Raw genomic sequence first — 12,070 nt, forward strand, 5'->3', positions numbered from 1 at the left:
TCACTCCCGTCCTCGGTCCTGGTCACAGCTGCGCGGCGCGTGTCGTCAGCATTGCCGCATCGAATCTACCCGTGGGCGGTGCAAGTACCTGCCCGGGGCGGGTGCCTACCCGACAGCGCCGATCTCCACGCTCGCATTCCGGCCGAGCTGCTGCGAAGGAGTGGTACGGGCCACACCCGGAGTGGCGCGAATGCGTGCGTTGACGGCGCGCCCACGGGGCGCGCCGGTCCGCAGGACGGTCGTTGTTCGCTTCGCGCGCCCGCGCGCAGCGAACAACCCGAGCCGGGCCGGGCGGTCGCGGTAGGGGGAGCGCGGCGACAGCCCGGCCGATGTCAGAGGTGGACGTCGCCGTCGTCGAGGCCGCCCTCGTCGTCGTCCTCGCCCTCGCGCTCGACCAGGACGGGCGAACCGTGGTGCGACCAGACCTTCCAGTTCCCGCTCTCGGCCCGCCGGAAGACGTTCGTGGCGACGACAAGACCGCCCACGAGCGGGCCGGCCGAGCCGTCGTCCTCGGCGGGGCCGCCGCTGAGGATGTTCTCCGTGCAGTTCACGAGGGCCGTGTCACCGTGGACGGCGACCTCGACGTCCGTCAGGAAGAACTGCACGTAGTCCGTGTTCGCCATGATCAGGGCGTAGGAGCGCAGCACCTCCTCCCGGCCGGTCAGCACCGGCCAGCCCGGGTGCACGACGCTGATGCCGTCGTCCATCCACAGGTTCTGCAGCGCGTCGAGATCCGCGTGCTCCACCGCGTCGTACAGGGCCGTGTTCGCGGCCTCGACCGCCTCGATGTCGGTACGGGCGCCCCGGCTCACCCTTGCCGCCCCACCTGGTCGACGCCCGCTGGTTTCGCGGTGCCGCCCGGATCCTCGGCTCCGGCGCCCGGCTCGGCCGCGCTCTCCACGGCGTGTACGACGCGGACCGCGTCGGCGCTCGCCCGTACCTCGTGCACGCGCACCGCCCACGCGCCCTCGCGGGCCGCCAGGGCCGACACGGCCGCCGTGGCGGCGTCCCGTTCACGCGCGGGCGGAACCGGGGCGCCGTCGGTGGCCGCGAGTACACGGCCCAGGAACCGCTTGCGGGAGGCGGCCACCAGAAGCGGTCGGCCCAATTCCGCACGCAGACGGCCGAGTTCGGACACCAGGCGCAGATCGTGCTGGGCCTGTTTGGCGAAGCCCAGTCCGGGGTCGGCGACGATCCGGTCCGGGGCGACGCCGGCGTCCACCGCGCGGTCGAGGCTCGCGCGCAGCTCCGCGATGACCTCCGCGGTGACGTCGTCGTAGACGGCGCGGTTGTTCATGTCGATGGACTGGCCGCGCCAGTGCATGACCACGAAGGGGACCTCTGCGGCGGCCACCGTGGGGAGCATCCGCGGGTCGGCCATGCCGCCGCTGACGTCGTTGACGAGCACCGCGCCCGCCTCCAGAGCCAGCTGCGCGACGGAGGCCCGCATCGTGTCGACGCTGACCAGCACGTTCTCCGAGGCCAGACCCCGGACGACGGGGAGCACCCGCCGCAGCTCCTCTTCCTCGTCGACGCGGGGTGCGCCCGGACGTGTCGACTCGCCCCCGACGTCGACCAGGTCGGCGCCCTCGGCCACCAGGTCGAGGCCCCGCTTGATCGCCACTTCGCTGTCGAACCACTTGCCGCCGTCGGAGAAGGAGTCCGGCGTGACGTTGACCACCCCCATCACGGCACAGCGGTTCCAGTCCGGGAGTCCGGCGACGCGGCCACGCGATGGATTCATGTCTCCAGCGTAGGCCGCGCATCCTCTCCAGGGGTGACGGGTGGCGTGACGGGGAGTCCTGCGGCACGCCAGGACTGGAAGCCGCCTTCGAGGTCCGTGGCCCGGTGCAGTCCCAGGTCGCGGAGCGAACGGGCCGCGAGGCTGGAGGCGTAACCCTCGTTGCACACCACGACGACGGGCAGGTCGAACGCCTTGGGGTCTCCCCAGGCCCCACGGGCCGGGGGGAACGCCTCGGGTGAGCGGTGCGGACAGGTCGGGTCCAGACGCCACTCGAGTTCGTTGCGCTCGACGATCAGGGCACCGGGTATGGTGCCGTCCCGGTCCCGCAGCGTGGCGTAGCGGATGTCGACGAGCAGCGCGCCCTCCTCGCGCTGGGCATGTGCGGCCGCCTCGGCGCCGAGCCGGGACAGCCCGGAGCGCGCCGACGCCAGCAGGGAGTCGACGCGGCTCGGGGGCGAGGCGTCGCCGGACGCCTCCGGAACGCCGGTCATGCGCGCTCGTCCCCTCGGGCCGTGGGGCCTGGGGAGACCGCAATGGCTCGACCTGCTCCAGGCGCAGCGCTGAGGCGCCACATCATTCCCACTCTTCCCCTCGGCCCGTGGGGCCTGGGGAGACCCCAATGGCTCGACCTGCTCCAGGCGCCCGTGAGGTCGCGCATCATTCCCACTCGCCCGGGCGCTCGACCTGCTCCAGGCGCAGCAGTGCGCCCGTGCGGCTGTACCGGCGCATGAGCGGCAGCGGTGGGTAGTAGGCGTGGACGGAGACCGCGTGCTCGTCCTCGGTCTCGTTGAGCACCTGGTGCACGTGATGGGGCCCGAAGGCGCGTCCGCGGCCCGAGGTCAGTTCACGCTCGCGATCCACTCCGTCCGCCAGCTCCAGCGTCTCCCACCCATCGGTGGGGAGCCGGACGGCGAGGGACTGCTCGGTGAGACGGCCCCCGGCCGCGGCGAAGGCGCCGTGGGAGCCGCCGTGGTCGTGCCAGCCGGTGCCGGTCCCGGGCGGCCAGCTGATGATCCATGCCTCGCTGCCGCCGGGTCCGTTCAGCCGGAGCCAGGTGCGGCCCTCGGGGTCGAGGGGGAGCGAGGCGATGAGCCCGGCGTCGGCGGCCGTCTCCCGGACGAATGCGAGGAGCTGGGCCTCGGTGGGTGCGGGAACTGCGGCGGGTGCGTCGACTGCGGGCGCGTCGGCGGTGACTGGGGCGGGATCCGCTCCGGGCGTGGAGCCGGAACCGGACACAGGTGTGGCGGGGGATGCGGGAGACACGGAGAACCGTCCTCAATGTGATCGAGGGCACGTGCTCATCAAGAGCGCGTGGAATGGCCTGACTTGATCAACAGGACGGACGACACACGCAGCCCACGTAGCGGAGCAGGTCCAGGTGGACCCTCCGCCAGGGGTGCAACTCGGTGCCGGTCATGCGGTGGAGTGAAGCACGAGACCCCCGGGTGGTCAACTCGCCTCCACCTGTGCGGCGATGGACGGAGGGGCCGCGCGCACCCCTGTCGTGGAGCGGTTCGTTACGCGTCCGCCACCGTCTCCAGCTCCACCTCGTCGCGGCTGACGTCGCGTTCGTCCGCGTCGATGGAACGGCGCAGCGCCTCGTGCAGCCGGCCGGGTGTCAGCACGCCGACGAAGCGGTCCGCGTCGTCCAGCACGGCGATCCAGCCCGCGTCGTGCTGGAGCATGCTGCTGAACGCCTGCTTCAGGGGCGAGCCGAGCGGCAGCCACGCCTCCATGCGGCGGGCGTGGTCCGCGACCGTGGGGGGCGCGTTCTTGCCCGCGGCCTTCGCGGCGGCTGTCGTGTCGGTCTTCGCGTCGGCGTCGGCGGCGGTGCCGGCGTCCGTGTCCAGCGCGTCGGCGGCGAGCCATCCGTGCAGCTCGTCCGCGTCATCGAGTACCACGGCCCAGCGTGCGCCCTCGCTCTGCATGCGGGCGCGGGCCTTGTCGAGCGGGTCGTCGAGGTGCACGACCGGCGGTGCCTCCAGGTCGCCGTGCTCGATCGGGGTGACCGACAGCCGCTTCAGACCGCGGTCGGCGCCCACGAAGTCCGCGACGTACGGGGTGGCGGGTGCGCCTAGCACCTTCGCCGGAGGGTCGAACTGCTCGATGCGGCCGTCCCCGTACACGGCGATGCGGTCGCCGAGCCGCACGGCCTCCTCGATGTCGTGGGTGACGAAGAGGACCGTCTTGTGCAGCGTGGACTGGAGTTTCAGGAACTCGTTCTGCAGATGCTCACGCACCACCGGGTCGACGGCGCCGAACGGCTCGTCCATGAGCAGCACCGGCGGGTCCGCGGCGAGCGCCCTCGCGACGCCGACGCGCTGCCGCTGGCCGCCGCTGAGCTGGTCCGGGTAGCGGTCGCCGTAGCGGGCCGGGTCGAGGCCGACCATCTCCAGCAGCTCGGCGGCGCGCTTGCGGCGCTCGGCCTTGGACCAGCCGAGCAGGAACGGGACGGTGGCCGTGTTGTCGAGCACCGTCTTGTGCGGGAAGAGCCCCACCTGCTGGATGACGTAGCCGATGCGGCGGCGGAGTTCGACCGGGTCGACGGTGGAGATGTCCTCGCCGTCGAGCAGGATCCGTCCGGACGTCGGCTCGATCAGCCTGTTGACCATCTTCATCGTGGTCGTCTTGCCGCAGCCGGACGGCCCGACGAGGGTGACGAGTTCGCCCCGCGCCACCTCCAGCGACAGCTCGTGCACGGCGCTGGTGCCGTCCGGGTAGCGCTTTGTGACGTTCTCGAAGCGGATCATCGTCTCATTCTCATCGCTCGGCTCGGGATTCGGCCCTGGTCCGGTCTGCTCTGCCGGCCACCGTCCTGGGCCCTCGTCGGCTGCCGACGTCATCGGCCTCGGCCGCATTCTTCCGGGGGCCGGATGAAGTCTGTGTTGCAGGAGTGTGGCAGTTCGGAGCGGCTGTCGGTAGCGGACTGTACGGTCTCCCGGCATGCTTACGGGCGCACGTGACGCGCCCGGTGACGTAGGTGTCCGTTGTGAGCGGGCCACGACGAGCGCAGCGAGCGGGTTGAGGGGGTGAGCGGGGTGAACGGCGTCGAGCGAGCGGCGGCCCTGGCCGGGGCCGCGGCGCGGCAGGGCGGCGACTGCCTCTCCGCGAACGACTGGATCTGCGCCGAGTACGTGCGCACGCGTGGCCAGGAGCTGACGGACGCGACCGTGGAGCACGTCGGGATCACCGTCGCCTCGGTGCTGCTGGCGCTGCTGGTCGCCTTTCCCCTCGCGCTCGCGGCCCGCCGCTGGCAGCGCGCCTACGGGCCCGTGCTCGGGCTGACCACGGTGCTCTACACGGTGCCGTCGCTGGCGATGTACGCGCTGCTGCTCCCGCTCTTCGGTGTGGGCGCGGCAGTCGTCGTGACAGGTCTGGTGCTCTATTCGCTCACCGTGCTCGTACGGAACATCCTGGCCGGTCTCGAATCCGTCCCCGAGGAGGCCCGGGAGGCCGCGCGGGGCATGGGCTACGGCCCGTACCGGCTGCTCTTCGGCGTGGAACTGCCACTCGCGCTGCCGGCTCTGATGGCAGGCGTGCGGATCGCGACCGTCTCCGCGGTGGCGCTGACGACGGTCGGTGCGATCGTCGGCTACGGCGGTCTCGGCAATCTCATCTACGACGGCATGGACAGCTTCTTCAGGGCGCAGGTGCTGACCGCGTCGGTGATCTGCGTGCTGCTGGCCGTGGTCGCCGACGTGCTGTTGCTCGGTGTGCAGCGGCTGCTGACGCCCTGGGCCCGCACGCGCGGGCGCTGGCGCGGGCGGCGCCGCAACGGCACGGACACAGCCGATGTCGCAGCATGGGACGCCGCCGGCGCGGACGGTGCGAACGACGGCGTCCGCGGGGCGCCGGAGCCGGCCGGCAAGGGGGCGTGACGGTGAGCTTCTTCCTGGACGCGTGGACGTGGCTGATCACGGGCGCCAACTGGACCGGCGGCGACGGCGTGACGCACCGGCTCGCCGAGCACCTCTACCTGACCGTCGTCTGCCTCGGCATCGCATGCGCCGTCGCCCTGCCCGTCGCGCTGTGGCTCGGGCACGTGGGGCGCGGTGGCGCGCTCGCCGTCAACATCTCCAACGTGGGACGTGCGGTGCCCACGTTCGCGGTGCTCGTCCTGCTGACGCTGAGCCCCCTGGGCAAGCAGGGCGACCTCCCGACGATCATCGCGCTCGTGCTCTTCGCGCTTCCGCCGCTGCTGACGAACGCCTACGTCGGGATGCGCGAGGCCGACCGTGACGTGGTCGAGGCGGCCCGCGGAATGGGCATGTCGGGATGGCAGCTGCTGGGCCGTGTCGAGGTGCCGCTCGCCTTCCCGCTGATCATGACGGGCGTGAGGTCGGCGGCGGTGCAGGTCGTGGCGACGGCGACGCTGGCGGCGCTGCCGGGCGGCGGCGGTCTCGGCCGCATCATCACGGCGGGCTTCGGGACGTACGACACCCCGCAGGTCGTGGCCGGCGCGGCGCTCGTCGCGGCGCTCGCACTGCTGGTGGAGGGCGTGCTGGTGGGGGCCGAGCGGCTGCTGGACCCGATGCGGGGCCGTCGCAGGAGCGGGAGGGCCCCGGCCTCCGGCAGGTCCCGCGGCGCCGGGAGGTCCGGGAAGCCCGGATCCCCTTCGCATTCCCCTTCGACGCCCTCGGGCTTCGATGAAAAGGTGATCCCCGCCCAGCCGACGTCCTGACAGCCGGCGTCCTGACAGATGACGACCGACAACTCCCTGGCCTGGGGTTCCGATGCCTCGGGTGACCCCCGTACCCCTGATGAACGGTGGACATGATGAATGAGGCAGCAACCCCGAAGCCCGACCGGAAGCCCCGACGGGCACGCACCCTGCTGGCCGCGGGCGGCGCGGTGGCCGTTCTGGCCACGGCCCTGACCGCGTGCGGCGGCAACAGCCTGGAGAAGGAGGGCGGCGGCTCCGCCGACGGCGGCTCCAAGGGCGAACTGGTCATCGGCTCGGCCGGATTCACCGAGTCGCAGATCATGGCGGAGCTGTACTCGAAGCTGCTGACGAAGGCCGGCTACAGCACTTCGATCAGCAAGCTGAAGAACCGCGAGCTGTACGAACCGGCCCTGGAGAAGGGCGAGATCGACGTCGTACCGGAGTACGCGGCGACGCTCGCCGAGTTCCTGAACGCGAAGGAGAACGGGCCGAAGGCGAAGCCCGTCGCCTCCAACGACATCGGGAAGACGACAGCCGCGCTGGAGAAGCTCGCGAAGCCCCGCGGACTGAAGGTGCTGCCCGCCGGTGACGCCGTCGACCAGAACGCCTTCGCGGTCACCGAGCAGTTCGCGAAGAAGCACAAGCTCAAGACGCTCTCGGACCTCGGAAAGTCCGGCGAGAAGGTCAAGCTGGCGGCGAGCGACGAGTGCGAGGAGCGGCCCTTCTGCCGCCCCGGCCTGGAGAAGACGTACGACATCGACATCACCGGCATCGACCCCAAGGGCGTCGGTACGACCCAGGCGAAGGAGGCCGTCAAGGACGGCACCGACCAGATGGTGCTGACGACGACGACCGACGCCACCCTCGAGGACTTCGGGCTCGTGCTGCTCGAGGACGACAAGGGCCTGCAGAACGCCGACAACGTGCTGCCGGTCGTCAACGCCAAGAAGGCGGGCGACGAGAAGGTCTCCGCGGCTCTGGAGAAGCTGACGAAGGTCCTCACCACCAAGGACCTCGCCGACCTCAACAGGAAGGTGGACGCGGAGCGGCAGAAGCCGAAGGACGTCGCCGAGGAGTTCCTCAAGGCCGAGAAGCTCCTCTGAGGAAACCGGCACTTCCGGCAAGCCTGCTTTGAGCGCGTCCGGGATGTCCGAGAGAGACGTCTCGCGGAGGTCCGTGAGGCGTCTCAGGAGGGCTTTCCGGCCCAATGCGCAAGGCTGCCGGAGCGAGGAATTCCAGAAGGGGACAGCGGAGGCGAAAGAGGACAGCAACGGGTTGTGGCGGCGTAACAATGCCCCATGTCCGGTGCCTGATCGGAGTCTTGCAAGGTACATTCCAGGCCATGCCTCGTGGACGTCATCGCCATTCGCAGCCACTGCACCGGGTCCTCGCCCCGGCATCCGTAACGGTGGCCGCACTGATCTGCGCGGGCGCCGCCTGGCTGTTCGGCGAAGTCGGCGTCGGTGACGCGGAAACGGTGCTGCTCAGGGCCTGTGCGGCAGGTGCCGCCGTGGCTGCCGTGACCGGTGCCGTGATGCTTCGGGCCTGGGACAGGTCGGCGGGCAAGCGTGTCGGCGAGCTCAAGGCCAAGCAGGCGAGCACGGAGTGGCGCGCCGAGGAGCGGCAGGCCGAACTGGAGGGCCAACTCGAGGAGGCCCGCCAGGGGCGGGAGAAGACGCGGACCAGGCTTCGCGAGAAGCGCGGCGAACTGGCGCAGCTGCGCAACGAACACGCGGATCTTCTGCGCCGCTACGCGAATGCCGAGACGGAGCGGGCGAGCGCCCTGGAGGGGCGGCGGCAGCTGCAACTGGAGTCCGGCGAGCCGACCAAGGCCCTCGCCGCGACGGCCACGGACCACCGCCACCCGTCGGGCGCCCCGACTCCGCTGACCTACCTCCAGGCGAACGAGGCGCTGCGGAACCTCAGCCGCAACATCGCGCGGATGCAGGAACGCGAGGAGCAGGAGCGCGAGGAGCAGCAAGAGGAAGAGCAGGAACTCGAACGGCAGGAGACGCTCCGCAGGGAGCGTGAACTGCGCGAGCAGGAGCGCGAGGCCGTGCGGCAGGCGGTTGTGTACAAGCCGCAGCCGGCTCTCGAGGAGCGTCGGCCGGGAGAGCCGGAGAGCGGGAAGTTCGACTTCTTCGGCACCGCGGGCGCGGCCAAGCCGAAGCGGCGTGCTAAGAGGCTGTCCGCCACGCAGGGAGCGCAGGGCGCATCGTCCGCGCCGTCCAGGGCAGGACGTGAACCCCGCGAGGCTTCCGAGCTGTTCGAACTCCGTGAACCGCGCGAGCCGCGCGATGTGGCGGAGCAGGCCGAGGCCGCGGAGACGGACGAGGTGTCCGAGGCGGCCGGTCCGGCAAGGGACTCCCGGCCGACGATCAACGGCAGCGCGGCACAGCCGGAGCCGGGACCTGCGAGCACGAAGGCCGGCACGAACGGCAGGAGCGGCGCGAAGAGTCGGGGCGCTCGGCCCGTGCCGGGGGAGCCGCCCGCGCCCGGTGAGCCGGGCGGGACGAAGGACTCGGACAGCGCGACGGAGGCTCAGCAGCCGGAGAAGGCAGAGGAGTCCACGGAGCCCAAGGGGACGGAGCTCAAGGGGAAGGTTGCCAAGGGGACGGCGGCGAAGGCGAGTTCGGGGGTTTCCGCTCCGCGGACACGTACCGGGCGGCCCGAGTCCGGGGCCGGTTCTGGCTCGTCGGCCGCCGAACCGGCTCGTCCGTCCGGCAGGCATGCCAAGCGCGACGTGACCGTACGGGAGGAGTCGTCGGAGGCATCGGAGTCGTCGGAGTCCTCCGAGGCGGACGCCGGGGAGTCCGGGGGTGCGGACTCGTCGCAGGATCCCAAGTCGCGTCGGCGCGGGACCGGTTCAGGGGCCGGACCGGACAGACCGTCGGCGAAGGCGGCAGACGCACCTGGCGCCGAACCGGAGCCCGGCGGCACCCGGTCGGGCGGTACGACCACGTCGAGCGGAACCCCCGAAAAGGCAGGGACGGGCTCGGACGAGAGAACGGCGGGGACGGACGGGACCGCATCGGGCAAGCCGGAGTCCTCCGCGAAGCCGGAGCCGGGCGCGTCCGGCAAGGCGGACCAGCCCGGCAAGAAGCAGCCCGAGCCGGCCGGGAAGCCCGAGCAGGCCGCCAAGGCGGGGGTGGGCACCGGGCCGAAGTCCGGGAAGCGCGAGGAATCCGCTGCCACGTCCGAACCGACCGCCAAGACGGACTCGGACTCCGGCCCCGCATCGGCGGCGAAGCCGGAGCCTGAGGCGAAGCAGACGCCCTCCGCGAAGCCGGAGTCGGACACCGAACCGGAGCCGGGCGCTGCGTCGGGCGAGGCGGAAGACCCCGGCGAGAAGCAGGGCGAACCCACCGAGGGTTCCGGGCCGGCCACGGAGCCCGACGCCGAAAAGAAGCCCGAGCCGATCGCGAAGACCGACTCATCGGCGAAGCCGGGGTCCGGGAAGTCGGAGCCGGAGTCCGAGAAGTCGGAAGCGGAGTCCGAGAAGGGGCCGGACGCGGCCGCCGACCCCGAGCCGAAGGCGGACAAGAGCGCCGAAGCGGAATCCGAAGCGAAGTCCGGGCCCTCGACGCCGAAGCCCCGTACGTCCACGGGATCCAAGTCCACGTCGGACACCGGCGTGCGCAACGTCGGCTGACGCAGCCGCCTCACGGGCCGCGGAGATCCGGGGGGGGGCGGTGGACGGCGCACGGCCCTCGCAGGCCCGTCCGCCGCGGCACAGATGCGCGGGCCCCGTACCGGCTACTTGTCGATGTCGCCCACGACGAAGAAGAACGACCCCAGGATCGCCACCATGTCGGCGACCAGCGTCCCGGGCAGCAGCTCCGTCAGCGCCTGGATGTTGTTGAACGAGGCCGAGCGGAGCTTGAGCCGGTACGGCGTCTTCTCCCCCTTGGAGACCAGGTAGTAGCCGTTGAGTCCGAGCGGGTTCTCGGTCCAGGCGTATGTGGCCCCTTCCGGTGCCTTCAGCACCTTCGGCAGCCGCTGGTTGACCGGCCCGGGCGGCAGTTGCGAGAGCCGGTCGAGGCACGCGTCCGCGAGGTCGAGCGAGTTGTGCACCTGCTCCAGCAGCACCTCGAAGCGGGCGAGGCAGTCACCCTCGGTCCGGGTGACGACCTTGAGGGTGTCCCGCAGTTCTCCGTACGCCAGATACGGCTCGTCGCGGCGGAGGTCGAAGTCGACACCGGAGGCACGGGCGATGGGGCCGCTCACCCCGTAGGCGTGCGCGGTCGCCTGGTCGAGGACTCCGACGCCACGGGTGCGTCCGCGGAAGATCTCGTTCCCCGTCACCAGGCGGTCGAAGGTGCCCATCCGCGACCGGACGTCGGAGACCGCCTGCCGGGCCCGGCCCTGCCAGCCGGCCGGAAGGTCTTCCTTCAGCCCGCCGACACGGTTGAACATGTAGTGCATCCGGCCGCCGGAGATCTCCTCCATCACGTGCTGCAGTTCCTCGCGTTCGCGGAACGCGTGGAAGACCGGCGTGATGCCGCCCAGCTCCAGCGGATAGGAGCCGAGGAACATCAAGTGGTTGAGGACGCGGTTGAGTTCGGCGAGCAGCGTGCGCATCCACACGGCTCGCTCGGGAACCTCCATGCCGAGCATGCGCTCGACGGCGAGCACCACGCCGAGCTCGTTCGAGAAGGCGGACAGCCAGTCGTGGCGGTTGGCGAGGACGATGATCTGCCGGTAGTCGCGGGCCTCGAACAGCTTCTCCGCCCCGCGGTGCATATAGCCCACGACGGGCTCGACCTGACTGATCAGCTCGCCGTCGAGGACGAGCCGCAGCCGCAGGACCCCGTGCGTCGAGGGGTGCTGGGGGCCGATGTTGAGCACCATGTCGGAGCTCTCCGCGGCACCGCCGATGCCGACAGTGGTCGGCTTCCCCGGGCCGTCGGGTGCCGCCGCGGTGCCGTCCGTCATCGTCCGCTGACTCATGGGCTCAGTCTCGCACCCGCCCCTTCGGCGTCCCCCGGCGGCGGTGTATCTCCCGGAGCCTGCCCCTCCTGCCTGACCCGGCCGTAGGGTGGCCGCATGACGACGGGGACGGGGATGTCCGATGCGGGGAACGACCCGGGAAGCGCAGCGAAGGGTGCCGCAACCGGTGCCGCGAGCGGGCCCGGGACCGCCGGGCCTGACGAGCCGGGGCCCGCAGGCGAGCCCGAGCGGTGGAGCGGTGTCGAGCGTGCGCTGCTGCGGATGCGCAGGGTCGTGCTGCTGAGCACGCTGCTTCCGCTGGCCGCCGTGACGGCCGGCGTGCTCTGGCCGACGGCCGGCCAGGTGTGGGCTGCTTTCGCGCTGCTGCCTTGCGCCTTCGCCGTGTGGGGCTGGGGCGCGCTGGAGCGCAACTGGCGTTCCTGGCGGTACTCGGAGCGCGCGGACGACCTGCTCATCAGCCGGGGCGTGCTCTGGCGGGAGCTGACGGTGGTGCCGTACGGGCGCATGCAGCTCGTGGAGGTCACCTCGGGTCCGCTGGAGCGGCGCTACGGCCTCGCACGCGTTCAGCTGCACACCGCCGCCGCCACGACCGACGCCGAGATCCCGGGTCTCGTGCCGGACGAGGCCGAGCGGCTGCGCGACAGGCTCACGGAGCTCGGCGGCGCCAGGTCGGCGGGGCTGTGAGCCGGGTGGAGAGCGCGGAGCTGTGAGCG

11 protein-coding genes are annotated in these 12,070 nt (G+C 71.6%); 5 read left to right on the forward strand and 6 right to left on the reverse strand.

What is annotated here, in order from left to right:
• Positions 1-332: 332 nt before the first annotated feature.
• From I004_RS0126760 to I004_RS0126780, 5 genes are all read right to left on the reverse strand, one after another.
• Complete coding sequence (locus tag I004_RS0126760) at positions 333-812, reverse strand: nuclear transport factor 2 family protein (protein ID WP_028438021.1); 480 nt, start codon at positions 810-812, stop codon at positions 333-335.
• Positions 809-1,744: a dihydropteroate synthase gene (folP, locus tag I004_RS36235; RefSeq protein ID WP_051345477.1), complete on the reverse strand. Its 936-nt coding sequence runs from the start codon at positions 1,742-1,744 to the stop codon at positions 809-811. The genes I004_RS0126760 and folP overlap by 4 nt, the downstream gene beginning before the upstream one ends.
• Entirely contained in the window at positions 1,741-2,235 is a 495-nt protein-coding gene (locus I004_RS0126770) for a rhodanese-like domain-containing protein (RefSeq protein WP_028438022.1), read from the reverse strand. The genes folP and I004_RS0126770 overlap by 4 nt, the downstream gene beginning before the upstream one ends.
• A 166-nt stretch (positions 2,236-2,401) precedes the next feature.
• A complete protein-coding gene (locus tag I004_RS0126775; RefSeq protein WP_028438023.1) occupies positions 2,402-3,007 on the reverse strand; it encodes a cysteine dioxygenase in 606 nt (201 codons plus the stop codon).
• Between the two features lie 254 nt (positions 3,008-3,261).
• The gene (locus I004_RS0126780; RefSeq protein WP_028438024.1) at positions 3,262-4,494 is read right to left on the reverse strand and encodes a betaine/proline/choline family ABC transporter ATP-binding protein; all 1,233 of its coding nucleotides are present in this window, start codon (positions 4,492-4,494) and stop codon (positions 3,262-3,264) included.
• 288 nt (positions 4,495-4,782) lie between these two features.
• Between I004_RS0126780 and I004_RS36240 the strand changes: the two genes are divergently transcribed.
• The 4 genes from I004_RS36240 (at position 4,783) to I004_RS39955 (ending at position 10,059) form a co-directional block, all read left to right on the forward strand.
• Positions 4,783-5,622 (forward strand): ABC transporter permease, encoded by an 840-nt coding sequence (locus tag I004_RS36240; protein ID WP_486580406.1) that lies wholly within the window; start codon positions 4,783-4,785, stop codon positions 5,620-5,622.
• A gap of 2 nt (positions 5,623-5,624) precedes the next feature.
• Positions 5,625-6,425, forward strand: a complete 801-nt coding sequence (locus I004_RS36245) for an ABC transporter permease (protein WP_051345487.1) — start codon at positions 5,625-5,627, stop codon at positions 6,423-6,425.
• 95 nt (positions 6,426-6,520) lie between these two features.
• Complete coding sequence (locus I004_RS0126795; RefSeq protein WP_078511848.1) at positions 6,521-7,510, forward strand: ABC transporter substrate-binding protein; 990 nt, start codon at positions 6,521-6,523, stop codon at positions 7,508-7,510.
• A gap of 239 nt (positions 7,511-7,749) precedes the next feature.
• The gene (locus I004_RS39955) at positions 7,750-10,059 is read left to right on the forward strand and encodes a hypothetical protein (protein WP_199779468.1); all 2,310 of its coding nucleotides are present in this window, start codon (positions 7,750-7,752) and stop codon (positions 10,057-10,059) included.
• A 104-nt stretch (positions 10,060-10,163) separates the two neighbouring features.
• Here the strand turns inward: I004_RS39955 and I004_RS0126805 are convergent, their stop codons facing one another.
• Positions 10,164-11,357: an NADH-quinone oxidoreductase subunit D gene (locus I004_RS0126805; RefSeq protein ID WP_486580409.1), complete on the reverse strand. Its 1,194-nt coding sequence runs from the start codon at positions 11,355-11,357 to the stop codon at positions 10,164-10,166.
• 114 nt (positions 11,358-11,471) lie between these two features.
• Between I004_RS0126805 and I004_RS36255 the strand changes: the two genes are divergently transcribed.
• The gene (locus I004_RS36255) at positions 11,472-12,041 is read left to right on the forward strand and encodes a PH domain-containing protein (protein ID WP_051345481.1); all 570 of its coding nucleotides are present in this window, start codon (positions 11,472-11,474) and stop codon (positions 12,039-12,041) included.
• Positions 12,042-12,070 lie beyond the last annotated feature (29 nt).

This window comes from Streptomyces sp. TAA486 (assembly GCF_000426165.1).

What these genes read in the sequence shown, in the direction of transcription:
- folP (WP_051345477.1), bottom strand. Translation starts at nt 1,744, where the DNA reads ATGAATCCATCGCGTGGCCGCGTCGCCGGACTCCCGGACTGGAACCGC.
- I004_RS0126770 (WP_028438022.1), bottom strand. Translation starts at nt 2,235, where the DNA reads ATGACCGGCGTTCCGGAGGCGTCCGGCGACGCCTCGCCCCCGAGCCGC.
- I004_RS0126780 (WP_028438024.1), bottom strand. Translation starts at nt 4,494, where the DNA reads ATGATCCGCTTCGAGAACGTCACAAAGCGCTACCCGGACGGCACCAGC.
- I004_RS0126795 (WP_078511848.1), top strand. Translation starts at nt 6,521, where the DNA reads ATGAATGAGGCAGCAACCCCGAAGCCCGACCGGAAGCCCCGACGGGCA.
- I004_RS39955 (WP_199779468.1), top strand. Translation starts at nt 7,750, where the DNA reads ATGCCTCGTGGACGTCATCGCCATTCGCAGCCACTGCACCGGGTCCTC.
- I004_RS0126805 (WP_486580409.1), bottom strand. Translation starts at nt 11,357, where the DNA reads ATGAGTCAGCGGACGATGACGGACGGCACCGCGGCGGCACCCGACGGC.
- I004_RS36255 (WP_051345481.1), top strand. Translation starts at nt 11,472, where the DNA reads ATGTCCGATGCGGGGAACGACCCGGGAAGCGCAGCGAAGGGTGCCGCA.